Annotated in this window: 15 protein-coding genes and 1 pseudogene; 11 read left to right on the forward strand and 5 right to left on the reverse strand. The window is 66.1% G+C overall.

Annotated features, from left to right (window positions below; translation table 11 throughout):
- Both ACTIFP_RS08255 and ACTIFP_RS08260 read left to right on the forward strand, forming a co-directional pair.
- Positions 1-429 (forward strand): annotated as a pseudogene (locus tag ACTIFP_RS08255) (electron transfer flavoprotein subunit alpha/FixB family protein); the annotation flags it as partial.
- A gap of 300 nt (positions 430-729) precedes the next feature.
- A complete protein-coding gene (locus ACTIFP_RS08260; protein ID WP_439568235.1) occupies positions 730-1,002 on the forward strand; it encodes a hypothetical protein in 273 nt (90 codons plus the stop codon).
- Between the two features lie 186 nt (positions 1,003-1,188).
- On the opposite strand, the gene ACTIFP_RS08265 is transcribed toward ACTIFP_RS08260, so the two are convergent.
- Together ACTIFP_RS08265 and ACTIFP_RS08270 are read right to left on the reverse strand one after the other, a co-directional pair.
- Positions 1,189-1,674, reverse strand: a complete 486-nt coding sequence (locus ACTIFP_RS08265) for a hypothetical protein (RefSeq protein WP_439568236.1) — start codon at positions 1,672-1,674, stop codon at positions 1,189-1,191.
- Between the two features lie 675 nt (positions 1,675-2,349).
- Positions 2,350-3,933: a Na+/H+ antiporter gene (locus tag ACTIFP_RS08270; protein WP_439568237.1), complete on the reverse strand. Its 1,584-nt coding sequence runs from the start codon at positions 3,931-3,933 to the stop codon at positions 2,350-2,352.
- Positions 3,934-4,300: 367 nt separating this feature from the next.
- Between ACTIFP_RS08270 and ACTIFP_RS08275 the strand changes: the two genes are divergently transcribed.
- The 3 genes from ACTIFP_RS08275 to ACTIFP_RS08285 all read left to right on the forward strand — a co-directional run bounded on the left by ACTIFP_RS08275 (position 4,301) and on the right by ACTIFP_RS08285 (position 7,803).
- Positions 4,301-5,077 (forward strand): SDR family NAD(P)-dependent oxidoreductase, encoded by a 777-nt coding sequence (locus tag ACTIFP_RS08275; protein WP_439568238.1) that lies wholly within the window; start codon positions 4,301-4,303, stop codon positions 5,075-5,077.
- Positions 5,068-5,865, forward strand: a complete 798-nt coding sequence (locus ACTIFP_RS08280) for an enoyl-CoA hydratase/isomerase family protein (protein ID WP_439568239.1) — start codon at positions 5,068-5,070, stop codon at positions 5,863-5,865. The genes ACTIFP_RS08275 and ACTIFP_RS08280 overlap by 10 nt, the downstream gene beginning before the upstream one ends.
- 69 nt (positions 5,866-5,934) lie before the next feature.
- Positions 5,935-7,803 carry an arylsulfatase gene (locus ACTIFP_RS08285; protein WP_439568240.1) on the forward strand — a complete coding sequence of 623 codons (1,869 nt, stop codon included), beginning with the start codon at positions 5,935-5,937 and terminating at the stop codon, positions 7,801-7,803.
- On the opposite strand, the gene ACTIFP_RS08290 is transcribed toward ACTIFP_RS08285, so the two are convergent.
- Together ACTIFP_RS08290 and ACTIFP_RS08295 are read right to left on the reverse strand one after the other, a co-directional pair.
- On the reverse strand, positions 7,723-8,616 hold the full coding sequence (locus ACTIFP_RS08290) for a formylglycine-generating enzyme family protein (protein ID WP_439568565.1): 894 nt from the start codon (positions 8,614-8,616) through the stop codon (positions 7,723-7,725). The genes ACTIFP_RS08285 and ACTIFP_RS08290 overlap by 81 nt on opposite strands.
- A 44-nt stretch (positions 8,617-8,660) precedes the next feature.
- Positions 8,661-9,287: a TetR/AcrR family transcriptional regulator gene (locus ACTIFP_RS08295; RefSeq protein WP_439568241.1), complete on the reverse strand. Its 627-nt coding sequence runs from the start codon at positions 9,285-9,287 to the stop codon at positions 8,661-8,663.
- Positions 9,288-9,409: 122 nt separating this feature from the next.
- Here ACTIFP_RS08295 and ACTIFP_RS08300 point away from each other — a divergent pair, with 122 nt between their 5' ends.
- From ACTIFP_RS08300 to ACTIFP_RS08320, 5 genes are all read left to right on the forward strand, one after another.
- A complete protein-coding gene (locus ACTIFP_RS08300) occupies positions 9,410-11,044 on the forward strand; it encodes a sulfatase-like hydrolase/transferase (RefSeq protein WP_439568242.1) in 1,635 nt (544 codons plus the stop codon).
- A gap of 48 nt (positions 11,045-11,092) precedes the next feature.
- Positions 11,093-12,100 carry a substrate-binding domain-containing protein gene (locus ACTIFP_RS08305; RefSeq protein ID WP_439568243.1) on the forward strand — a complete coding sequence of 336 codons (1,008 nt, stop codon included), beginning with the start codon at positions 11,093-11,095 and terminating at the stop codon, positions 12,098-12,100.
- Positions 12,101-12,235: 135 nt separating this feature from the next.
- On the forward strand, positions 12,236-15,220 hold the full coding sequence (pgmB, locus tag ACTIFP_RS08310; RefSeq protein ID WP_439568244.1) for a beta-phosphoglucomutase: 2,985 nt from the start codon (positions 12,236-12,238) through the stop codon (positions 15,218-15,220).
- On the forward strand, positions 15,214-17,580 hold the full coding sequence (locus ACTIFP_RS08315; RefSeq protein ID WP_439568245.1) for a TonB-dependent siderophore receptor: 2,367 nt from the start codon (positions 15,214-15,216) through the stop codon (positions 17,578-17,580). The genes pgmB and ACTIFP_RS08315 overlap by 7 nt, the downstream gene beginning before the upstream one ends.
- Before the next feature lie 70 nt (positions 17,581-17,650).
- Positions 17,651-18,892 (forward strand): MFS transporter, encoded by a 1,242-nt coding sequence (locus ACTIFP_RS08320; protein WP_439568246.1) that lies wholly within the window; start codon positions 17,651-17,653, stop codon positions 18,890-18,892.
- 68 nt (positions 18,893-18,960) lie between these two features.
- Here ACTIFP_RS08320 and ACTIFP_RS08325 read toward each other — a convergent pair whose 3' ends face one another.
- Positions 18,961-21,999: a TonB-dependent receptor plug domain-containing protein gene (locus tag ACTIFP_RS08325; protein WP_439568247.1), complete on the reverse strand. Its 3,039-nt coding sequence runs from the start codon at positions 21,997-21,999 to the stop codon at positions 18,961-18,963.
- A 484-nt stretch (positions 22,000-22,483) separates the two neighbouring features.
- Here ACTIFP_RS08325 and ACTIFP_RS08330 point away from each other — a divergent pair, with 484 nt between their 5' ends.
- Positions 22,484-24,808, forward strand: a complete 2,325-nt coding sequence (locus tag ACTIFP_RS08330) for a penicillin acylase family protein (protein ID WP_439568248.1) — start codon at positions 22,484-22,486, stop codon at positions 24,806-24,808.
- Positions 24,809-24,824: the final 16 nt, after the last annotated feature.

Genomic DNA, 24,824 nt, shown 5'->3' on the forward strand with positions numbered 1-24,824 from the left:
GCGTCGAAGCTGGGCGAAGTCCATCTGCTCGTCGCCGGTTCGGGCGTCGATGCGGTCGCCAAGGAAGCCGCGCAGATCGCGGGCGTGGGCAAGGTCCATGTCGCCGATAATGCCGCTTTCGGTCACAATCTGCCCGAGAATATCGCGCCGCTGGTTGCCGAGCTGATGGCCAGCCACGACGCGTTCCTCGCGCCCGCGACGACCACCGGCAAGAATATCGCGCCGCGCGTCGCCGCTTTGCTCGACGTGATGCAGATCAGCGAGATCCTGTCGGTTGAGGGTCCGAAGACCTTCACCCGCCCGATCTACGCCGGCAACGCGATCGCGACCGTTGAATCGTCGGATGCCAAGCTCGTCTTGACCGTCCGCGGCACCGCGTTCGACAAGGCCGCCACGTCGGGCGGTTCGGGTATGACCCGGAGCACCGCGATTACGGCAAGGTCCGCCAGAACTGGCTGCGGACGGAGAACTCTCGCAAGCGGTTGGCCGAGCGCTGGTGGGAGTGGACCGGGATCGTCCCGCCGCAATATGTCATGGCGGCGGCGACGTCCCAAATCTCCAGCTGAGATCTTGACGGCACCGGGCACCGACAACGCCCGGCGCCTCTCATCCCGGCTGCCGCTTTGCCGTTTCTGGCGCTTTGGATGGATCGGACCGCAATGTCCACGGGCTCGACGAGGAGAGGAATCGAGCGGGGGGGAGTGATCCGAAGATCAGAGGAGAAAAGAAATGTTTAACGTCGAACCAATTGTCGTGCTCGTTGCCGTGTGCGGGACGGTCATTTTTATGCGCGAAATGCCGCGCCTGTTTGCATTGCTAATCATCTGTATTGCCGACCGGCTGTCGACCGCTAGGTACACTCAGATCGTGGAAGCGCTTAACGGTCGGCAAATTCCAGCGATTTGGACCGCGTCGTCGGAAAATCGCAAGCTGTTGCGCGCCGCCATGCGCACGACAATGAGTGTGACGACGTTTCGCTCGCTCTATCCCACTAATCGCTAAGGGAATCTGCTGAGCCCAGGTGTCGGCAATCGAATTATCGACGCCTGGGCCAGCCGGATATATCATTATGCGAGCCCGATATCAGGGGTTCATCAGATGGCAGGTGTTCGCTCGCACCATGATACTTATTTCCTCTCCGATTGGGAGCGCGGCCTTGCCAGCGACCTCTCGTGGCGCCCTGCGGGATCAATGAACCCTTTCATAAGTATTGGGATCGCATGCCATGATCTGCGGCATCAGTGACAGGATCTCACGCGCCATTTTGATCCGATCAGCCCGATGGTCCAACGGGATGTCCAATACCCGACAAAGTGCCGCATCGTGATAAGCAAAGCCGAAATCCGCGCCCTTGGGAACTATCAGAGCCGGTCCTTCCCTGGAAAGAACCCATACCGAGCATTGAGGCCACGTCTTCACTTTACCGTCATAGTTCTCATAAACCGCGATATTGGCGGGTCCACGGCGTTCCTTCCCGGGCTTGAAGGCAAGCACAATCAGGTCTTTGTTGGCTTCTTTGGCCGCCTGCTCAAAACCATGCTCATTCCCTGCTTGCGCAACAGTGAATGCAGCCTCTCTAGAGGGAGTTCCATCTACTTCCCACCTGAGTGTTATCATTCTACCGAGGCAAATCACGAAATCCATCGCGATTTTTCTATTAAACCTGTTCTTCATTCTCATTCTCCTTGGAGCTAATGTTAAAGCTCGTCGGACGAGATTATTTCGCCGACCCTGAGTTATAGGATCGTCGTAAGCTGCTCCCAAGCTACTCAGAAATTTTATTCAATTATTCAAATTTCGATCGGTCCTGACCTCAACGCAGCGGGCCGCCGGTTGCATTGAGGGCAGCACCGAGGAAGTCTTCCGAGGGGCATCGTCGCGGCGCAGGTGCGCAGGCGAATGGACGTGCTTGGTCGTTGCTAAGGTAAGTTTGCGCCGCTGATTAAGGTGCAGTCGCCGCGCGGGCAGCCCTTTGGCTAAGGACTAACCTAGCGGGATGCGGAGCGATGGGTGATCTCTGTTAGCGGAGAAGGTAGGGCAGGGCGTGCGAGGTGGGATAGCTAAGGGGAAAGTGCCTTCATTTGGACGAGAACAGGCGGCGTGCGCTGTCCGAACTACGCCCGCGAGACGGATGGGGCAACGCGCAGCGGAAGACCTGGAGCGACTGTCCGGAACGCGGCACCGATGTTCTATTGCGGTTGGTCTGCGATGCCACTAACTGTAGCCAGTGAGTGTAGCCAGTCGTAACTGGTGCCACGCGAAATTGGCCGAAAACAGGGCTTTTTGGGGTGCGGCTTTTCCTTAGGTGAGGTTCCTGCCGCCCCAGCCAGCCGGTGCCCATATCCCGCCCTATTCGCCGCGCTGGAAGGTGATCGCCATTTCTTCGATATCGAGGTCGCGTTCCAGTTCGTGGAGCACCTCGTCCTCGATATGCCCGGCGCGGTGGATGCGGATCAGTTCGGCGCGGCCCGCGGCGATCGCTTGCAGCAAGATGTCGAAATGCGGGCGCAGATCGTCCATCGCGGCCGCGGCGTCGGCCTCGTACCGCTCCATGAAGCGCATGCGCTTGCGATGCTCCTCCAGCATGTGGGGGTGGATCAGCGTGCCATCGGCATCAAAGGCAAGCTTTTCGATCACCGCGCTGCGTGCCCGCGCCATCGCGGCTTCGGCGGCGGGCATTGCCATCTTCGCCGGTGGATCGGCATCGACCGGGGTAATCTTGCGGATGACCCAGCCCAGGCTCGACCCCTGCGCCACGACGGTGACGAAAATGACGGCAAAGGCACAGATCAGCATCAGGTCGCGGCCGGGCATGTCGACGGGCAGGGTCAGCGGGACCGCCAGCGTCACCACGCCGCGCATCCCCGCCCAGCTGAGCACCGTGGCCCGCCGCCAGCCGAGCGGGCGGGCGCGCTCGATGCCCGTCTTGCGCGCGAGCGCGAGCAGCGCTTCCGACCCGAAAACCCAGATGAAGCGCGCGACGGCCACGGTCACGACGACCGCGGCCACCACCGCGATCATCGACGCCGGGACCGCATCGATCCCACCGATTCGCTCGACCGCGCCGCGCAGCGAAAAGCCGATCAGGATGAACACCAGCGCTTCGAGCAGAAAGACCATGATCTGCCACGCCGAACTGCCGAGCAGCCGGACGTCGGCGGACAGCACGACATGCTGGTACCACCCCATCACCAGCCCCGCGGCGACGGTCGCGATGACGCCCGACACATGCACCGCCTCGCCCGCGATATACGCCGCCCAGCACAGCGACAGGGTGACGAGGACAACGAGCATCCGGTCGCGCAGGCGGCGCGCAAGGAACAGCCAGACCGCGCCGACCGCCACGCCGACGATCGCGCCGCCCACCGCGACGACGGCAAAGCTCTGTACCGCCTCGCCGGTATGGAACACCCCGCTGAGCGTCGCGGCAACTGCAAAGCGAAACAGGATCAGCCCCGTCGCATCGTTGAGCAGGCTTTCACCCTCCAGCAAGGCCTCGAGCCGGCGCGGCAGATGCACACCCTTCAGCACTGCGCGCGCCGACACCGCATCGGGCGGCGACACGATCGCGCCCAATGCAAAGCAGGCGGCCCAGGGCAGTTCGGGCAAGATCCAGTGCACCACCACCCCGACAACCAACGTGGTGAACACGACCGCGCCGACCGCGAGCGACAGGATGCCCGGCAGATGGCGCCGGAAGCGCCCGAGCGCGGTGTAATAGGCGCCGTCCATCAGCAGCGGCGGCAGAAACAGCACCAGTGCGAGTTCGGGGTCGAGCGAAATGGCGGGCAGTCCGGGAATGAAGGCGAGCGCGCCGCCGCCGACGAGCAGGGCGGTCGCGGGCGGCCAGTGGAGCTTGAGCGCCAGCCAGTGCAGCGCCACGACGAGCGCCAACAGCCCGAGCACCAGTTCGAAGGTTTCGACCGCGTGCATCGGGTCAGGTCCGGTCGGCGAAGACGCCGGGTGATGATGCCATGGTAAGCCCCTGTTTGCCTGCCCGATCCGGTCCTGTCTGCCGACCTTTGCCGCGACGATCAATCCTTACTCGCGATCCTGTTCGGAATCGCGGGCGGCGGCGCGAAGCGGCCTGCCGGAGACGTCGCTATGGGTAAAAACCTTTATCCCCCGCCCGCCACGCTTGGCGGCTGCGACGGGGGATGAGGTTTGGTGTCGACATGAGAACATTACAGGAACAAACGTCATAAGTCAACCCGTTTTCCTGACTTTTCTGACAGGCGCGCGGCAGTTGACGTAAACGTCAATCGGTTCCAAGGCGGAGCGAAGCCGAAGGGGAAGCATGATGGCCGCGCAACCGACGTTCGATCTTTCGGGGCGGGTCGCCCTGGTCACCGGCGCCTCCTCGGGCCTGGGGGCAGGCTTTGCGAAAGCGCTCGCCGCCGCGGGCGCAAAGGTCGTCCTTGCGGCGCGGCGCGCCGACAAACTGGCCGCGCAGGTCGCCGCGATCGAGGCAGCGGGCGGGCAGGCCGTCGCGGTGACGATGGACGTCACCGACGAAGCATCGACCATCGCCGCCTATGACGCCGCCGAAGCGGCGTTCGGCACGGTCGACACGATCATCGCCAACGCCGGCATCGCGACCGAAAAAATGGCGATGCAGCTCGGCATCGACGAGGTCGATGCCTTGCTCGCCGCCAATTTGCGCGGCGTTTTCCTGACCGCGCGCGAAGGCGCAAGACGCCTCGACAAGGCGGGCAGCCGCGAACAGGGCCATGGCCGGATCATCTTGATCGGTTCGATCACCGCCGAGAAAATCTATCCGGCATCGTCGATGTACGGCGCCACCAAGGCCGCGGTGCGCCATCTGGGGCGCAGCCTGGCGCGCGAATGGGCGCGGCGCGGCATCAACGTCAACATCATCCAGCCGGGCTATTTCGAATCCGAAATGACCGGCGACATGCTCGCCAGCGACGTCGGCAAGGCGCTGGTCGCCAGCTTCCCGCGCCAGCGGACGCGCCCCGCGAGCGACCTCCACGCACCGCTGCTGTTCCTCGCGTCGGACGCATCGGTCGGGGTGACGGGCAGCGTCATCACCGTCGACGACGGGCAATGCCTGTGACCGACGCGCTGCTGATCGAGCCGCGCGGCGCGGTCGAGATCGCGACGCTCAACCGGCCCGACCGGCTCAACGCGCTGAACGAAGGACTGGTCGACGACCTCAACGCCTATTTCGGCGGGCTCGCCGATCGCCCCGAGGTTCGCGTCGTCATCCTGCGCGGCGCCGGGCGCGGCTTCTGCGCCGGGCTCGACATTCAGGAGGACCGGTCGAGTGACGAGACCCCGGTTCTCCGTACGCTCCGCACCCAGACCCGCATCGGCAACATCTATCGCAAGATGCGCGCTTGTCCGCAGCCGATCGTCGCGCTCGGCCACGGCGCTGCGTGCGGCGGCGGGCTGTCGCTGCTGCTGGCGTCGGACGTGCGCTACGCCGCGCCGTCGCTGCGCGTCAACGCCGCCTATATCCGCATCGGGCTTGGCGGCTGCGACATGGCGTCGAGCTATTTCCTGCCGCGGCTGGTCGGCGCCAGCCTGGCTGCCGAGATGATCCTGACCGGGCGCTTCATCGACGCCGAACGGGCGCTGCGCGCCGGGCTGGTCAGCGAGATCGTCGAGGAGGACGCGCTGCTCGAACGCGGGCTGGCGCTCGCCGACGAGATGCTGGCGACCAGCCCGCACGGGCTGCGGCTGTCGAAACAGGCGCTGAACCTCAACATCGATGCCCAGAGCCTCGACGCCGCGATGGCGATCGAGGATCGCCAGCAGGTGATCCTGTCGGCCACCGAAGACCATCGCGAAGCGCTTGCCGCTTTCCTCGAAAAACGCGCCCCCGACTATCGCGAGCGATAGTCCGCTCGCCCCATATTGACTCGCCGATATATTGGCATAGTAAGTGCCAGTATCCCAGGGGGAGGGGCGATGGCAGTGCGCGTGAGGACCAGCAAGGTGCCGGGTCGCAAGGGCCGGTTCCAGCGCACTGCCATCATTACCTGCGCTGCACTGCTTGTCGCGACGCCTGCGCAGGGACAGCCGAAAACGACCGCGCCGCGCCAGCCCAACATCGTTATCCTGCTTGCCGACGACTGGGGGTTCAGCGATGTTGGCGCGTTCGGCGCCGAATTTGCGACCCCGAACATCGACGCGCTCGCCTTTGCCGGGACGCGCTTTGCCAATTTCCATGTTGCGGGGTCGTGCTCGCCGACGCGGGCGATGCTCCAGACCGGGGTGATGAACCATCGCAATGGCCTCGGCAACATGCCCGAAACCATCCCCGACGAACATCGCGGCAAGCCCGGATACGACACGGTGATGAACCACCGCGTCGTGACCATCGCGCAGCTGCTGAAGGCGGCGGGCTATCGCACCTATTTCACCGGCAAATGGCACCTGGGCAGCGACGCGACGCGCCTGCCGCACGCGCGCGGTTACGACCGGGCGTTCAGCCTGGCCGACGCCGGCGCCGATAATTTCGAGCAGCGCCCGATCGAGGGGATGTACGACAGCGCGGCGTGGACCGAGGACGGCAAGCCCGCGACGCTGCCCAAGGACTATTACTCGTCGCGCTTCGTCGTCGAGAAGATGATCGATTATGTCGAGGCGGATCGCGCGAGCGGCAAACCCTTCCTCGCCTCGGTCAACTTCCTCGCCAACCATATCCCGGTGCAGGCGCCCGACAGCGACATCGCGCGCTATGCGGCGCTGTACAACGACGGCTGGACCGTGCTGCGCCAGGCGCGGGCAAAGCGCGCCGCGGCGCTCGGTATCGTCCCAGCGGGCGTGCCGATCGTCACGATGCCGACGACGCCCGACTGGACCAAGCTCGACGCCGACGAACGCGCCGCCGCGGTGCGGGTGATGCAGGCCTATGCGGGGATGGCGACCGCGATGGACCGCGAGGTCGGCCGACTGGTCGCGCATCTGAAAGCGACCGGCGATTACGACAATACGATCTTTGTGTTCCTGTCGGACAATGGCGCGGAGCCGACCAACCCCTTCGGCAGCCTGCGCAACCGATTGTTCCTCGACATGGAATATGACCTGTCGACCGCCAATATCGGCCGCCGCGGCAGCTTTGCGGCGATCGGGCCGGGCTGGGCGAGCGCCGCGGCCTCGCCGCTGTCGGGGTATAAGTTCAGCGCGACCGAGGGCGGACTCCGCGTGCCGCTGATCATCGCGTGGCCGGGCAATGCAGCGCTGCGCGCAGGCGGCGTCAGCAACGGCCTCGCGCATGTGACCGACATCGTGCCGACGCTGACCGAATTGGCCGGTATCCCCGGCCATGACGGCGCGTGGCAGGGCAAGGCGGTCGAGCCGGTGACCGGGCGCAGCCTGGTCCCGATGCTGACCGGCGACGTCGAGAGCGTCCACGGCGATACGCCGCTTGGCTACGAACTCTCAGGCAACGCCGCGCTGTTCCGCGGTGATTTCAAGCTGGTGCGTAACCTCGCACCCACCGGCGACGGGCGCTGGCGCCTCTATAACCTCAAAGAGGATCCGGGCGAGGTACGCGACCTGGCCGCCGCGATGCCCGAACGCTTTGCGGCGATGTTGGCCGACTACCGCGCTTATGCCAAGGCGAATGGCGTGCTCGACATGCCCGCGGGCTACACCGCCGACGAACAGATCAACCGCTATGCGTTCGAACAGCAGGGCAAGCCGCGGCTGATCCGCCTTGGCCTGTGGATCGGTGGGTTCGTGCTGCTGCTGTCAGCCTTGGTCTGGCACTGGCGCCGTCGGCGCCGGGCGCTTCGGGTCGATCAGGCGAAAACCGATATGGTCGGTGCCTAGGCTGCGTTCCTGAAACTGGCGCGCGGCGGGGCGATAGCGCGCGCAATAATTGGCGGCGCACAAAAAGCTGCCGCCCTTGATGATATTGCGCTCGCTGCCCGCCGTGCTTGTCGTCCATTCCCACACATTGCCGATCAGGTCGTGGACGCCGTGGGCGTCTGCGGGGAAGCAGGCGACCGGCGCGCGGCCCGTAAAGCCATCGGTGCCGAGGTCGCGGGTGGGGAACGCCCCTTGATAATAATTGGCCTGCGGCTTGCCTGCAGCATCGACGGGGACGTTACGGTCGGCCCCGCCGGTCGCTGCGGCGAGTTCCCATTGTTCCTCGCTCGGCAGCGTCTTGCCTGCCCAGCGGGCATAGGCCAGCGCGTCGTCATAACCGATCTGGACCACCGGATCGCGGTCGCGCCCGGCAATAGTCGATGCTGGCCCCCCAGGATGGCGCCACTGAGCCCCCACGACCCAGCGCCACCAGTTCGGATTGCCGTCGGTCGGCGCGGTGAACACCGCCGATCCGGGGACCAGCATGTCGGGCGGCGCACCAGGCAGCGCGGGCGGCTTTTGCTCGGCGATCGTCTTGTAACCGGTGGCCTTCACGAACGCGGCATATTCGGCGTTGGTCACCTCGTGCGCCGCGATCCAGAAGCCTGCGACGCTGACCTCGCGCGCCGGACCTTCTTCGGGCAACTTCGCATCGGTGCCCATCGCAAAGGTCGCGCCGGGGATCCATACATAGTCGCGGGCCGACATGGCGGGGCACTCGGGCGCCGCGGCGGCGACCGGCGGCGCGTCCTCCGGCGAACTGCACCCCGCCATCGCGCCGAGCAGCGCCAGCGCCGACAGGCGGCCAACGCTGCGTTTCAAGCCGCGTCGCCGATTGTCGCCATCAGCGTTTCGGCCATGTGCATCGTCACCGTCCCGGCTTCCTCGGCGGAGAGGCCCTGATCGTGGCGCAGCGCGCGCCAGTTCTGGAACGACAACGCCGCGCACAGCGCCTCGACATTGATCCGGTCGGTCAGCACCGCGCCGGGGAGCAGGCGCAGCAACAGCTCGCGCTCCAGCATCACCACCTTGCCATATTGCCCCATCAGGAACGGCGACTGGTACCGCTTGATATTGGCGGCGAGGCGAAAGGGCAGCGTCGTTTCGAACACGCGGACGCGGCGCCGCACCATGTCGCGGACATTGGCGCGCCAGTCCTGGTCGGGATAGGGCGCGGTGACGATCGGCATTACCTGCTCGGTGATCGTCGCGGTGATTTCGGCGTAGAGCGAGTCCATGTCGTCGAAATGGCGAAACACGGTGCGCAGGCCGATCCCTGCTTCCTCGGCGACGCGCGCCGCGCTTGGCGCCAGGTCGCCCGCGATGATCAGCTCCATCATCGCCTCGACGATCCGCTTGTGGCTCGACCGGCCGCGTTCGCGCCGCCCGTCGATCCGCACGGGCTGGGCCTTTGTCGCAATCGATTTGCTCGCCGCCTTGGTCATGCCCCCTTCGCTGGCCCAGCTTGGCGCCGGGGTCAATGGGCTCGTGTCGCACGATCTTGCGCCGCCATCAATATAGTGACACATATAGTGTCATAATATCGATGGCATGGGTGGGGATGGCCATGAAGATGCGATGGATTGCCGCGACGCTTCTCGCGGCGTTGGCCGCGGGCGGCACTTGGGCGTATCAGGCGAACCAATATCGTCTGCCCGGCATCGTGCAGGACTGGCGCGATCCCGTGGCGCCGAACCGCGCGGTGCGCTGGCAGCAGGGGCCGGTCCAGGCGCCCGCGGGCCGACGCCCGCCCAACATCATCCTGATCGTCGCCGACGACCTGGGGTATAACGACATCAGCCTGAACGGAGGCGGCGTCGCGGGCGGGATCGTGCAGACCCCGAATATCGACGCCCTTGCCCGCGAGGGCGCCAATTTCGCCTCCGCCTACGCCGCCAACGCGACCTGCTCGCCATCGCGCGCGGCGATGATGACCGGGCGTTATCCGGCGCGCTTCGGCTTTGAATTTACTGCGGTGCCGGTGGAGTTCGCCGAAAATCTGGCGCATGGCGAGGGCGTCGGGCCGCATCGCGCGATTTTCCACCGCGAGCTGGTGACCCCCGACATCCCCGACTATCCGGCCATGGGCGTCCCGGCGAGCGAAGTGACGATTGCCGAGGCGGTGAAGGCGGCGGGGTATCGCACGCTGCACATCGGCAAATGGCATCTGGGCGAAGCACCCGCGCTGCAACCGCAGGCGCAGGGCTTCGACGAAAGCCTCGCGATCCTCGCCGGAGGCGCGATGTTCATGGCGGAGGATGATCCGGGGGTCGTCAATGCGAAGCTGCCCTGGGATCCGATCGATCGCTTCCTGTGGGCGAATTTGCGCCACGCGGTGACCTTTAACGGCGGCCAGCGCTTTCACCCGCGCGGCCATATGACCGATTACTTCGCCGACGAGGCGATCCGCGCGATCGAGGCCAATCGCAACCGGCCGTTCTTCCTGTATCTCGCGTTCAACGCGCCGCACACGCCGTTGCAGGCGACCAAGGCGGATTATGACCGGCTGCCGCAGATCAAGGATCACAAGACGCGCGTCTATGGCGCGATGATCGCGCAGCTCGACCGGCGCATCGGTGATGTCATGGCGAAGCTAAAAGAGCAGGGGATCGACGACAATACGCTCGTCATCTTCACCAGCGACAATGGCGGCGCCTGGTACAACGGCATCGAAAATCTGAACGCGCCCTTCCGCGGCTGGAAAGCGACCTTTTTCGAAGGCGGGATCCGCACCCCGCTGTTCATGCGCTGGCCCGCCGGGATTACGCCGGGGACGCAGCGCGCCGACGTCACCGGTCATCTCGACATCTTCGCGACGATCGCGGCGGCGGCGGGCGCCGCGGTGCCGCAGGACCGCCCGATCGACAGCGAGAATATCTTGGCCGGCCCGGCGAAGCGTCCGGCGATGTTCTGGCGGTCGGGCGATTATCGCGCGGTCCGCGCCGGCGACTGGAAATTGCAGGTCACGAAGCGGCCCGAACAGGCACGCCTCTACAATCTTGCCGCCGATCCCACCGAACGCCACGACCTCGCGGCCGCCGACCCGCAGCGCGTTGCCGCGCTGCGCGCGATGATCGAGGCACAGAACAAGGGCATGGCCAAACCGATCTGGCCGGGGCTGGTCGAGGGGCCGGTGCGGATCGACGTGCCGCTGAATGCCGCGTGGCGGAATGGGCAGGACTATATCTACTGGACGAACTGAACCCCTAGTCCCTTGTGAAACATCGGCGCGGCGCGTTAAGGGGCAGGGATGGCAAGTGGCACCGGTTCCCATGGCGGCGGCAACGCGCGCCCGACGATGGCGGATATCGCGAAGGAACTAGGCATTGCCAAGATTACCGTCTCGCGCGCGCTGTCGAACCAATCGACGGTCAAGGACAGCACCCGGACGCTGATCCGCGAGACCGCCGAGCGCATGGGGTACCGGCTTAACGTATCGGCGCGCAATTTGCGGCAACAGCGGACGCGGACGATCGCGGTGGTGATCGAGATGACGCCGTCGCACGAACGATTGATGAGTGAGCCTTATCCGCTGCTTTTGCTCGGCGGCATCCTGCAGGAACTGACCGCGGCGGGGCAAAATATGGTGCTGACCACGATCGACCTGTTTTCGCAGGCGCCGCCGTCGGCCGACGGCGTGATCCTGTTGGGGCAGGGGGTGCATGACGATGCCGCGGCGGTGATCGAGGCGACGGGGCTGCCCTATGTGGTCTGGGGCGCCGAACATGGGCCGCCCGAACGCATCGTCGTCGGCAGCGACAATCGCGAGGGAGGGCGGCTTGCGGCTGAATATCTGGTCGGGCGCGGACGGCGGCGGCTGTTGTTCCTGGGCGATGCCGGGCATGGCGAGGCCGAGGACCGGCTGAACGGCTTTCGCGCCGGGCTCGCCGGGTCGGATGCCGCGATTGTCGCCAATATCCCCTGCGCTTTCACCGTCGCGGCGGGGCGCGAGGCGGTGGCGCCGTTGCTGGGTGGCACGGCGCCGGGCTTTGATGGCATTTTTGCGAGCAGCGACGCGATCGCGATGGGCGCGATCGAGGCGCTGCGGGTGCGGGGGCATGACGTCCCCGACGCGGTGTCGGTCGTCGGTTTCGACGATTCGCCGGGGGCGGGTTTGTTTTCGCCGCCGCTGACCAGCATCCGGCAGGATTGGGGGGTGGGCGGCGAGCTGCTGGCGCAGAAGGTGCTCGACCTGGTCGCCGGAAAGGCCGTGGATTCGCGGGCGATGCCGGTCGAATTGATCATCCGCGAGAGTTAGCCGGAAGTGGACGAAAGTGCCGCGTAGCATGACCTGAAATGCAAAATGGTATCGATACCTTGACATCGATACCATTTTGCGGGAAACCGCGTTTCAGAGCAGGGGTCGAGCAGCCCGTGCCGGGATGAGGATGCGGTGGCGATTTCCGAACAAACCCCTGAAGTCATGCCGTCGGCGCTGCGCGACGCCGGGACGATGCAACTGGTCCGGCGCGGTAGCGACGCCACCGGGGCGCAGGCGGCGGCGCTGTTCGCGCTGGCGAACGGGCTGGTCGGCGTCGAAGGGGTGATCGACGAGCTGGCATCGGCGCCGGCGGCCTATCTGCCCGATGCGTATGTCCGCCGCCCGATCGAGTATCACGAAAGCTTCCCGGGCTATGCGACCGCGACCGATACGCGGATCGCGTGTCCCAGCCCGGTGCTGCTGCGCCTGTCGATCGACGGCGCGCCGGTCGATTTTGCCGCCGCCGAAGTTGCCGACACCGAAACCACGCTCGATCTTGCCACTGGCACGCTGCGCCGCATGACGCGCTGGCGGCTGGCCGGGGGACGCAGCCTGGAGATTGCCGCCGAGCGTATCGTGCCGCTGGCGGGCGCGGCGTGCGTTGCGTCGCGTATCCATATCCGGGCGCTCGATTTCGGCGGCGCCGTGACAGCGACGCTGACCTATGGCGCCGACAGCGCCGCGCCGACCGGCGCCGAAGCCGATGATCCGCGCATTTCGGCGCGGCTGCGCCCGGCGTGGACGATCCTTTCCCCCCTGCCGGGCGACCCATCATCGGTTACCCGGTTCGCGCAGGACGCCGTCGAGCTTGCCTACGCCCAGCATGTCACTTGCCCCGCCGCGCCGGTCGCCGCGGTGGTGGGCGGGCATGTCGTGCATGGCGAGCTGGTCGTCGGCGGCGTCCTGACGATCGACCGGGTGGTCGCGCTGGCCAGCTCGCGCGGCCGCCCGGTCGATCTCGCCGCGCTGGATGGTGCGGCGACCGGTTTCGACGCCATCGCCGAGCGCCAGCGCGCGGCGGCCGGGCAGCTGTGGGACCATGCCGGGCTGGCGATCACCGGCGATGACGCGCTCGCCGCGGCGCTGCGCTTTAACCTGTTCCAGCTCCACCAGTCGGCGAGCCGCGATCCGCACCACAGCATCGGCGCCAAGGGGCTGACCGGCGAGGGCTATGAAGGCCATTATTTCTGGGACGCCGAAACCTTCATGCTGCCGGTGCTGGCATTGCAGGCGCCCGCCAAGGCGCGCACTCTGCTGGCGTATCGCATTGCCAAGCTCGACCGGGCGCGGGCGCATGCAAAGGCGCTCGGCCACGCCCGCGGGGCGCTCTATCCATGGCGGACGATCGGCGGCGACGAATGTTCGTCGCACTATCCGACGGGGTCGGCGCAATATCATATCAACGGCGACATCGCCTATGCGCTGGCGCTGTATGTCGCAGCGACCGGCGACGATGATTTCCGCAGCCAGGCCGCGCCGATGCTGTTCGACACCGCGCGCATCTGGATGGAGATCGGCGCGTTCGATCCGCGGCGCGGCGGTGCCTTTTGCATCCATGGGGTGACCGGACCCGACGAATATTCGGCGCTGGTCGACAATGATTTTTATACCAACGCGATCGCGCGCCGCCATCTGGCCTATGCCGCCGACACCGCGGACTGGCTGCGCGGCAGCGTCGGTGCCCGCTCGGCCGCCGCCGATGTCGATGACGCCGAAGTTGCCGCGTGGCGCCGCGCGGCGGCGGCGATGTGGCTGCCGGTCGATGCCGAACTGGGCGTCAATCCGCAGGACGATGCGTTTCTGGGCCGTCCCAAACTGCCGGGGCTGGCGTCCGGCGATGGCCATGGGCCGCTCTTGATGCGCTATCACCCGATGATCCTGTTCCGCCATCAGGTCGCGAAACAGGGCAATGTCGTCCAGGCGATGGCGATGGACCTGACCGCGATGCCGCTGTCGCGGCAGCGGCGCAATTTCGACTATTATGCCCAGGTCACCACGCATGATTCGACGCTGTCGTCGGTGTCGTTCGCGATTGCCGCGGCGCGGCTGGGCGACGAGGCGGCGGCGCTCGCTTTCCTGCGCGAATGTGCCTTTGTCGATCTGGAGGATCGCCACGGCAACACTTCGCACGGGCTGCATATGGCGGCGCTCGCGGGAAGCTGGCTGGTGCTGGCGCAGGGGTGGGGCGGGTTGCGTCTCGATGGCGCCGCGCCGTCGTTCCGGCCGCAGCTGCCCGCGGCATGGACCGGCTATCGCTTTCGCCTGCAATGGCGCGGCAGCACCGTCGAACTCGCGGTCGATAACATGGGCTGCACCTATCGCCTGTTGGCGGGCGCCCCGATCATCATCCTCGACCATGGCCGCCCGCTGTGCGTCGGCAGCGATCCGGTCACCATGGCGCGCCCGGCGCTGAAGGGCGTGATCTTCGACCTTGACGGGGTGCTGACCGACACCGCCGAGGATCATTATCAGGCGTGGCAGGCGCTTGCCGACCGGCACGGCTTTGCGTTCGATCGCGAGGCGAACCATGCGCTGAAAGGCGTCGATCGCGCCGGGTCGTTGCGGCTGATCCTGGGGCAGGCCGCGGCGGACATCGCGCCCGATGTGTTTGATGCGATGCTCGCCGAAAAGAACGCGGCGTATCGCGTGCGGCTGGCCGATTATTCGCCCGCCAACCTGTTCGCCGGGGTGACCGAGCTGTTCGGCGCGCTGCGCGCCGCGGGGCTGAAGATCGGGCTGGCGTCGGCGAGCCGCAACGCGGGCGACGTCGTGCGCCTGCTGGGTATTGCCGACGCGTTTGATTTCATCGCCGATGCCGGCGCGGTGCCGAACGCCAAGCCGGCCCCCGACATTTTCCTGGCCTGTGCCGCCGGCATGGGCCTGTCCCCCCAAGATTGTATCGGCGTCGAAGACGCACGCGCCGGAATTTCGGCCATCCATGCGGCGGGCATGGTGGCCATTGGCATCGGGTCAGAAGAGGCGCTGCCCGATGCCGACCTGAACGTTCCCGCCATCGGCGACCTTTCGCTCGGCCAGATCCTGTCAGCAGAACAGGCAGCGGCGGGGCAGGGAAACCGATCAACCAGAACAGGTAAAGTGGAGGATATGCCATGTTGAAGAGGACTTATCTGCTGTCGTCGATCGCGCTGCTGGCGCTGCCGACCGCAGCTTTCGCCCAGGAAACGCCTCAGCCCGACGACGCGGCGGCGGCCAATGAGGAAATCATAGTCACCGGCACCGCCGGCGGCGGCATCAACCGCCAGGACGCGGCGTTCGCGATCACCAGCATCAATTCCGACGCGATCGATCGCGCGGCGCCGAACAGCACCGCCGACCTGTTCAAGGTCATCCCCGGCGTGTCGGCCGAAAGTTCGGGCGGCCAGAATGGCGCCAACATCTTCGTGCGCGGCTATCCGTCGGGCGGCGACGCCGAATTCGTCACGCTGACGGTGCAGGGCGTGCCCTTTTTCTCGCCGCCGACGCTGTCGTTCCTGGAAAACACCCAGCTGATCCGCATCGACGAGACGATCGAGCGGGTCGAGGCGGTGCGCGGCGGCACCGGCGCGCTGTTCGGCAACGGCCAGCCCGGCCTGACCGTCAACTTCGTCCAGAAGGAAGGCGGGCGCGATTTCGAAGGGTTGGTGAAGGCCAGCGTCACCGATTATGGCGACCTGCGCGGCGACATGCTGCTGTCGGGGCCGCTGGGTGAGAATACGAGCTTCATGGTCGGCGGCTATTATGCCAGCGGCAACGGTATCCGCGACCCACGCTTCACCGCCGAAAAGGGCGGTCAGATCACCGCCAATGTCCGTCATGACCTGGGCAAGGGATCGATCCTTGTCTTTGCGCGCTACCTTAACGATCGCGGCCAGTGGCTGTTGCCGATCCCGGTGATCCGCGACGGCGACAAGGTCCGCCGGTTCGGCAATATCGACCTGGGGTCGGGCGTGCTTGCCGGGCCCGAAACGCGGCTGAGCACGCTGCCCGACGGGACGCGCGCCAACCTGGCCGACGGTCGCGGCGCCAAGCTGGTCAACCTCGGCACCAATTTCGACTATGAGGTCGGCGACGGGCTGCAGCTGCGCTACCGTGCGAGTTACCTGAAGGGCGACGCCGATACGACCGGGCTGGTCCCCGCGAGCACCGCGACGACCGCCAACGCCTATGCCGCCTCGCTGGGCAGCACGATCGGCAGCCTGACCTATGTCAACGGCGGCCAGGCGGTGGCGGGGACGCAGCAGGTCATCCGCGCCGGCACCTGGATCGTCCGCAAGCAGATCGAGAATTTCGCCAACGATCTGGCGCTCGAATGGGAAAGCGGCAGCAACAAGCTGACCGTCGGCGCCTATTTCGCCGATTTTTCATCGAACGATCAGTGGAATCTGGGCAATGTCCATCTGCTGACCGCGGAGAACAACGCGCGGTTGCTCAACCTGACGCTGGCCAACGGCCAAGTCGCGACCGACCGCGGTTTTACCCAGGGGTCGTTCTTTAACGTCAACGCCGCCTATGACGGCCGCGAATATGCCTTTTACGCGACCGACGAATATCAGATCACCCCGGAATTGCGCTTCGACGCCGGGGTGCGCTACCAGAATTACAAGGCGAGCGGGACGCTGGAGAATAACAATTTCGGGGTCGATACCGACAACAACCCGAACACACTCTACAACAATGGCACCGCGGTGCTGAACGGCACCTTCCGCAACATCGCGTATAAAAAGGGTGCCTGGTCGTGGACCGCGGGGCTGAATTACGACATTTCGTCGTCGGTCGGCGCCTATGTCCGCTACAACCGCGGCAACACCAACCCCTTCTTCGACAATCTGCGCGACGGGATTTTCGTGTCGCCGCGGGTCGACAATTTCGAGGGCGGGTTGAAGGTGCGCACCGATCCGGTGTCGCTCTATGCCACGCTGTTCCACACCAAGTTCACCGGGCTGGTGACGACGGTGATCCAGAACGGGGCGCCGGTCGCCGACATCGGCGGCGCGCGCAGCACCGGGATCGAGCTGGAAGGGCAATTGCGCCCGGTCGACAATTTCACAATCGCCTTTTCGGGAACCTGGCTGAACGCCAAATATCGCGATTTCTTTGCGGGCGGCGGGACGATCGACCTCAGCGGCAATCGGGTGCAGCGCCAGCCGAAGTGGCAATGGCGGGTGACGCCGTCCTATGACATCGAATTCGGCGGCGGCAGCAAGGTCTCGCTCTATTCGACCTTCAGCTATGTCGGCGACCGTTTCTCCGACACCGCGAACACCCAGTCGCTGCCGCATTATTTCAAGCTCGACGCCGGGGTGCGGGTCGATGTCAACGACGCGCTGGAATTTGCGGTGACCGCCGACAATCTGACCGACAAGGCCGGGTTGACCGAGGGCGATCCGCGCACGCTGGGGCAGACCGGCGGGCAGGTGGTCAACGCGCGGCCGATCCTGGGCCGGTCGTTCCGGTTCAGCGCCGCGTATAAATTCTAGGGTTCTCCCCCTACTGGGTGGCCGCGGCCTCTTCGCGGCCACCCCTTCTTTTTCTGCTAAGGACAAGGTCATGGCCCGCACCCGACTGATCGCCGCGCTGATCCTGACCTATGTCGCCTTTGCGATGCTGCTCAACAGCGTCGGGACGGTGATCCTCCAGTCGATCGCGAGTTTCGACGTCACCAAGCCGCAGGCGAGCACGCTGGAGGGCTTCAAGGACATCACGATCGCGGTCGTGTCGTTCGCTACCGCGAGTTACTTGCCGCGGTTCGGGCTGCGCAACGCGTTGCTCGCCGCGCTCGTCCTCGCCATCCTGGCCTGTCTCGTCATGCCGCTGCTCGGCAGTTTCGGTGCGGCGCAGCTGCATTTCGCGATGGTCGGCGCCGCCTTTGCGGTCGCCAAGGTCGTCGTCTATTCGCTGATCGGCCTGGTCACCGCCGACGCGCGGCAGCATGCCAGTCTGACCAGCCTGATCGAGGGCATGTTCATGGTCGGGGTGCTGTCATCCTATTGGGTGTTCAGCGCCTTTATCGACCCCGCCGGGCTGCGCTGGCTGAACGCCTATTGGGTGCTGGCGGGGGTGTGCGGGCTGGCGCTGTTGCTGCTGCTGACGGCGCGGGTCGACGAGGCGCCCGGCGCCGACGGCGATACTGCGGCGGCACCCGACGCTGCGCCCTTTATCGCGATGCTGCGGCTCGCGGCGCTGCCGCTCGTCCTCGTCTTTGTCTTTTGCGCGTTCGTGTTCGTGCTGATCGAGCAAGGGATCGCGACCTGGCTGCCGACGTTCAACAACGAGGTGCTGCATTTGCCGCATCAGATGAGCGTGCAGGCGGCGAGCCTGTTTGCGGCGTCGCTGGCGATCGGGCGGTTCGCCGCGGGTGCGGTGATGGCGCGGTTCGACTGGTATCCGGTGCTCAACATCTGCCTCGCGGTGCTCGCGGCGCTGATCGTCGTCGTGCTGCCGCTGGCCGAGGGGGCGGGGCCGGGCGTCATTGCCGGCTGGGCGGATGCGCCCGCCGCGGCCTTTTTGTTCCCGTTGATCGGCATCGCCCTGGCACCCGTCTATCCGACGATCATTTCGGTGATGCTGAGCGCGATGCCGCGGCGCAATCATCCGCCGCTGATGGGGTTGGTGGTGGTGTTTTCGGCGCTGGGCGGGACCACCGGGTCGGTGATTACCGGCGCGATCTTTGCCAATCTCGACGGGCGGACGGCGTTCACGCTGATGCTGGTGCCCACCGCGCTGCTGGCGGGCGGGCTGTTCCTGCTGCGCCGCCGGATTGCCGTCGCTGCCGTTGGCGCCGCCGCCTGAGCCGCCGCATGGGGTGGAGGGGACGGCCCCCTCCGTCCCCTCCACCCGGCAGGTCCGCTTGCCCGGCCTCAGCGCGTCTTGAAGCGCACGCCGACGCGGAAGCTGCGGCCCAGCAGGTCCGAATAGGTGCTGTTCGCGGCAAGGCCGGTTTCGGGCAGCAGGATCGGATTGCCGTTGAGCAGGTTCGTCACGTTGATGAAGAACTCGCCGTCCGCGTTGCTGCGGGCGGAGAATTTTTGCGTCAGGTTGAGGTCGACGTAGAAGGCGCCCTTGACGCGGTTTCTTTCATAGGTCGGCGCGTTGACCGTCGAGACGGGGCAGGTGGTCTGGCATTCGATGCCGTTGGCGACATATTTGCCCGCGCTGACGCCGCGGCCGACCGCGGTGATGCTGAAATCATCATGATCATAAGCGGCGCTGACGCGGTAGATCCACTTCGGCGTGCTGAACTGGCCGCCGTTCACGCCCACCGTGTTGAGCACCACCGTGCCGGGAACACCGCTGTCGAAGCGGTTTTCCAGATAGCGCGTGGCGAGGCCGCGGAGCGTGAAGGCGCCGCTGCTGCCGCCGAGCGGGATGCGATAGGAGGCGTCGATGTCGAGGCCGCGGACTTCCTGGCTCGCCGCGTTGAACGGCCGCGTCAGGATGACCAGATACGGCTGCGCCGGGTTCTGGGTGCGCGCCGGATCGACGCTGATCGCGTTACAGAACGCCTGTTCGCCCAGGAAGCACAGATTGACGATCTGTTGCGCGCTGAACGCGCTGATCCCGCTTTTCAGCTTGATGTCGAAATAGTCGACCGCCAGGTTGAACCCCGGCAGGAATGTCGGCGTGAAGACCGCGCCGACATTCCATTGGTCGGATTTTTCGGGTGCCAGGTCGGTATTGCCCGTCGCGAAACCCGAATAGCTGTAGCCCGCCTGCGGGGGCTGGCCGGCGGGGACGAAGGACGGGCTGGTGCCGGTGATGAAACCGGGGTTGCTGACCGAATCGCTGTTCGCGGTGCCCGCCTGGAACAGATCGTTCAGGTTGGGCGCGCGGATGTCGCGCGAGCGCGTGACGCGCAGGCGAATATCGTCGATCGGCTGCCAGGTCGCGCCCGCTTTCCAGGTCGTGACATAGCCCGCGGTCGAATAATCGGTCGCGCGCACCGCACCGTTGAATTCCAGCCCGAAGCCGAGCGGGACGACAGTTTCGAAATAGGCTTCCTTGACGTTGTAGGAACCAAAGCTGGGCAGGTAATTGCCCACCGACCAGCGGTTGGTGGCGCCGATGACGTTGCCCGCCGCGTCGCGGGTCGGCACCGGCTGGAATTCGTCGGGGACGAAGCCGCTGATCTTTTCCTTGCGATATTCGGCGCCGATCGCGACGCTGACGTCGCCTGCCCAGGTCGCAAACGGGGTCAGCGAGACGTTCGCGCCGACCATGATCTGTTCAAGACGCTGTTTGCGATACGGATCGCCGAGCACATAATCGATCGCCGCCGGGTTGGCGACGCCGAGGCCGAGGCGGTTGAGCGGCACGCACGCCGCGTCATTGTTGTTCGGATTGGCGTCGACGTTGATCAGGCACTGGATCGATCCCGTCGGAAAGCCGCTGCCGGCCGGGGCGAAGGCCGCGTCGCGCGCGGCGTTGATCCGCGCAATATTCTGAATGTCGCGCAGTTGTTCGCGCAGGTCGGCGCGGCCGTACTGGCCATAGATGTCCCAGCGCGCCGACTTGCCAAAAGCATCGAAATCGCCTTCGGCGCCGATCAGATACCGCTGCACCTCGCGCTTGTTGTTGATGCCGCGGAACGGCAGGTCGGCCGACGTCGTCGCGATGGTGACGCTGGTGATGCCCTGAAGCGCCGCCGCGCCCATCGTGTTGAGCAGGAAGGCGTTGCAGGTGATCGGCACCGGGGTCTGGGTACAGCCGGTCGCGTTGAGGCGGATACCGGTCTGGAGGTTCGGACCCGCGTTGAACAGCACTTCCTGCCTGTTGTACGCGGCCTCGGCGAACAGTTCGACGCCGTCGCTGACCTCGTAGCTGAGGCGGCCGAACACGCCGTAGCGGTCGTCGCGCGGATCGAGACCGATGTTGCGGCCCGAATCATTGACGCGCCAGTCGCCGCCGCGGGTGCGCAGCGGTACCGCGGCACCGGTCTGCGAGGGGAAGGTCAGATCGCCCCAGACGAACTGGTTGATCGACCCGCCGTTGCCGAAATAGATGCCGCGCAGCCGGTTGGCCGCGCCGCCCTCGGAGTTGGTGATGATGCTGCCGGGGGTCGAGTTGGTCGGCCCCGCGCCGCGCACGAAAATAAACTGTGGGGCGCCCGAGTTGGCGTTGGCAAGATAGGCCGGATTTTCGAAGCGCAGGAAACCGATCGCGTTCCAGTCGCGATCGACCTGCAGGATGCCGTCGTTGTGCGCGATCTCGCCGCTGAGCAGGACATGACCGCGCCCGCCCGCAAACGACATGCCGCCCGCGGCGCTGAACGAATAGTTGAAGCCGTCGCCTTCCTGGGTGATGCCGCTATCGCCCTCGATCTTCAGCCCCTCAAATTTATTGTTGAGCGCGAAATTGACGACGCCCGCGACCGCGTCCGAACCATAGGCTGCGGAGGCGCCGCCGGTCACGACCTCGACGCTCGAGATCAGCGCCTGCGGGATGGTGTTGATGTCGACGAGGCCGGTGATCGTCGAACCCACCGAGCGGCGGCCATTGACCAGGATGAGCGTGCGTTCGGCGCCCAGGTTTCTGAGGTTGAGCGCGTTAATCCCGGCCTGTCCGCTGGAGATGTTGAGGCGCGAGTTCGACGGGCGGGTCGACCCGGCCAGCGACGGCAGCGTGTTGACGAAATCGGCGATGTTGTTGGTCGGCGAGCTGTTCGCGATCTCGGTTTCGCTCAGCACGGTCAGCGGGGTCGGCGCCTGGAACCCGTCGCGTGCGACGCGCGAGCCGGTGACGATGATCTGGTCGGCTTCGGCGGCCTCGACGGTGTCGGCGGGCGCCGCCGTCTCCTGCGCCAGCGCCGGGGCGCTGTGCACAAGAGCAAGCGCGGTCATCGCCGCACCGAAGTTGCGTTTGCCGACCAGCGACCGGCGAATTCGTCCAAGATCACGCATGTTAACCGTCCCCTTATTTTGCCCAAGGGCCAAGCCGCTCATCATTCGATGGAGTCCCGGTGCCGATGCCCCGGGCTGGCTCGCCCCCCTGTGTCCCGCCTGACCGCTTGGCGGGCTCGCGGCGCCGCCTTGTTATCTTTTTTGAATATCCCTCGCGCCGATCCGGCGGTCGCCGCGTTCGAGGCGGGCGGACAGCCGGTTGCGTGACGGCGAGGTTACAGGGTGGTTACGGTCGGTCAACTGCTTCGCGATCACCCTGACGATATGGACCTATAGCCGCAAGGCATGGGCATCCCGCGGACGGACGGCGATGCGGATAGCTTGCAGTTATAGGCGGCGGCCCGCTTGCTATGGGGTCGCACCGTCCCGCTGCGATAGGGTCGCGGCTCGTCACCCTGTTTTGCTTTTTCGGGAGGCCCTGTTGATCCAGCGCCGTGCGTTTCTGCTGGCTTCGGCCGCGCTTGTCGCGATGCCGGGAAGCCTTTTGGCGAAACCTCGGGTCAAGGGTGGCACGCGCACCGTCAATCTGGCCGGGGCGCGGGCGCCGATCGAGATCCTCGAGGACGAACTGGGCGTGCCGCACGTCCGCGCCGCATCGCGGCACGATGCGTTTTTCGGGCAGGGCTATCTGGTCGCGCGCGACCGATTGTTCCAGATGGACATGGAACGTCGCCGCGAGATGGGACGGATGGCCGAGGCCTTTGGCCCGCGCTTTGTCGCCGCCGACCGCGCGGCGCGGCTGTTCCTGTATCGCGGCGATGTCGAGGCCGAGCTGGCGGCGCTACCCCCCGACGTGCTCGATTGCGCGCGCGGCTATGTCGCCGGGGTCAACGCGCGGATCGACGAACTGGCGGCCGATCCCACGGCGCTGCCGCTGGAATATGGCATATTGGGGATCAGCCCGCTGCGCTGGGACGTGCGCGATCTGGTGCGCGGCCGCGGCATCGGGCTGGGCGATGCCGACGACGAGGTGCGGCGCGCGCAGTTGCAGGCGCGCGGCCTGCTCGACGCCGAGCAGCTGATGGCGCCGCTGCGCCCCGCCTGGTCGTTCACCATGCCCGACGGACTCGACGTCGCGGCGGTCAGCGAGGCCGACCTGGGCGTGCTGGACCCCGCCGCGCGGCCGGTCCCGTTCGACGCGATTCAGGAGGCGTCGCTCGACCGCGAGCTGCGCGGCGCCGATCGCTTTGCGCTGGGCAGCAATGCGTGGACGATTTCGCCGTCGCGCAGCGCGACCGGGCGGCCGATATTGGCCAACGATCCGCATCTGGGCATCGGCGGCGCCAGCCCGCGGCATATGGTTCACATGACCGCGCCGGGGCTCGACGTCATCGGTGCGGGGTCGCCGGGGCTGCCCGGGATCATGCAGGGGCACACCGACCGCTTTGCGTTCGGGCGCACCAATTTCCATATCGACCAGACCGACCTGTTCATCCTGCGCACGAAGGAGGACGACCCCGAACGATATTGGCACAAGGGTGCGTGGAAGGCATTCGAGACGTTCGAGGACGAGATAATCGTCAAGGGCGCGTCGTCCGAGCGCGTGACCTTGCGCTATGCCGCGGGCCGCCCGATCGTGTCGCAGGACGCGGCGCGCCAGCGCGCGGTCGCCTTTGCCACCGTCAGCATGCTGCCGGGTGCCAATATGCGTTTTGCGATCATCGCGATCAATCTGGCGACCGACTGGGCATCGCTTCGCCAGGCCTTCAAGCTGCACGTGTCGCCGACCAACCTCCATTATGCCGATATAGACGGCAATACCGGGTGGCAGACGATCGGTTTTACCCCGCGGCGGCCGAAGCATGACGGGCTGTTGCCCGCGCCCGGCGATGGCGATTTCGACTGGACCGGGCTGCTGCCGGTCGAGGATATGCCGCACGTCTATAACCCGCCCGAAGGCTGGTTCGCGTCGGCGAACCAGATGAACCTGCCCGCGGGCTATCCCTATCGCGAGCGGATCATCAGCTTTACCTGGAGCGACCCCTATCGCTACGACCGCTGCGCCGAAGTGCTGCACAGCCAGCCGAAGCACCGGATCGCCGACAGCATCGCGTTGCAGCACGACGTCCAGTCACTGCCCGCGCGCGCGCTGTTGAAACTGCTGCCGGCGACGCTTTCGGCCGAAGCCGCGCCCGCCGCCGCCTTGCTGCGGCGCTGGGATTGCGGGATCGAGGCGGATAGCGCCGCGGCGCTGTTGTTCGAGATGGTGATGGTGGCGTTGTCGGCAGACTTCCGCGACCGTGTGGTCCCGGCGGCGGCGAAAGATCTGATCCCGACGGTCAACCTGTCGGAAATGCTGCGCATCTTGGGCGCGCCCGACAAGCGGCTGGGCGATGACCCTGCCGCGGCGCGCGATGCGATGATCGACCGCGCGCTGGTGGCGGGGTGGACGAAGGCGGCCGAACTGGGCGGCGCCGATCCGGCAAAATGGCAGTGGGGCGACCTGCACCGGGTGGCCATCGCGCATCCGTTGGCGTCGTCGATCCCGGCGATTGCCGCGGCCTTTCCCAGGATCGAGGGCGGTCGGTCGGGGGGCGACGGGACGACGCCGATGGCGCGCGGGTTCAATGCGCGGCGCGGTTTCAACGTGTCGCACGGCGCGAGCTATTTGTTCGTCGCCGACGTCGGCGCGTGGGACAACAGCCGCTTCCTGCTGCTACCCGGCCAGTCGGCCGATCCGCGCTCCCCGCATTATCGCGATTTTTATCCGAAGTGGCTGGCGGGGGCGATGCAGCCGCTCTGGTTCAGCAAGGCGGCGGTGGACCGGCATGCGGCGAGGCGGTTGGTGCTGGCGCCTGCGAAGGATTGATGGCGTCTCCCCTCAA

The organism is Sphingopyxis sp., from assembly GCF_051861155.1.
Classification (GTDB): domain Bacteria; phylum Pseudomonadota; class Alphaproteobacteria; order Sphingomonadales; family Sphingomonadaceae; genus Sphingopyxis.

Coding starts and splice junctions, on each gene's coding strand:
- ACTIFP_RS08260 (WP_439568235.1), top strand. CDS start 730: ATGTTTAACGTCGAACCAATTGTCGTGCTCGTTGCCGTGTGCGGGACG.
- ACTIFP_RS08265 (WP_439568236.1), bottom strand. CDS start 1,674: ATGAAGAACAGGTTTAATAGAAAAATCGCGATGGATTTCGTGATTTGC.
- ACTIFP_RS08270 (WP_439568237.1), bottom strand. CDS start 3,933: ATGCACGCGGTCGAAACCTTCGAACTGGTGCTCGGGCTGTTGGCGCTC.
- ACTIFP_RS08275 (WP_439568238.1), top strand. CDS start 4,301: ATGGCCGCGCAACCGACGTTCGATCTTTCGGGGCGGGTCGCCCTGGTC.
- ACTIFP_RS08280 (WP_439568239.1), top strand. CDS start 5,068: ATGCCTGTGACCGACGCGCTGCTGATCGAGCCGCGCGGCGCGGTCGAG.
- ACTIFP_RS08285 (WP_439568240.1), top strand. CDS start 5,935: ATGGCAGTGCGCGTGAGGACCAGCAAGGTGCCGGGTCGCAAGGGCCGG.
- ACTIFP_RS08290 (WP_439568565.1), bottom strand. CDS start 8,616: ATGGCGGGGTGCAGTTCGCCGGAGGACGCGCCGCCGGTCGCCGCCGCG.
- ACTIFP_RS08295 (WP_439568241.1), bottom strand. CDS start 9,287: ATGACCAAGGCGGCGAGCAAATCGATTGCGACAAAGGCCCAGCCCGTG.
- ACTIFP_RS08300 (WP_439568242.1), top strand. CDS start 9,410: ATGAAGATGCGATGGATTGCCGCGACGCTTCTCGCGGCGTTGGCCGCG.
- ACTIFP_RS08305 (WP_439568243.1), top strand. CDS start 11,093: ATGGCAAGTGGCACCGGTTCCCATGGCGGCGGCAACGCGCGCCCGACG.
- ACTIFP_RS08315 (WP_439568245.1), top strand. CDS start 15,214: ATGTTGAAGAGGACTTATCTGCTGTCGTCGATCGCGCTGCTGGCGCTG.
- ACTIFP_RS08320 (WP_439568246.1), top strand. CDS start 17,651: ATGGCCCGCACCCGACTGATCGCCGCGCTGATCCTGACCTATGTCGCC.
- ACTIFP_RS08325 (WP_439568247.1), bottom strand. CDS start 21,999: ATGCGTGATCTTGGACGAATTCGCCGGTCGCTGGTCGGCAAACGCAAC.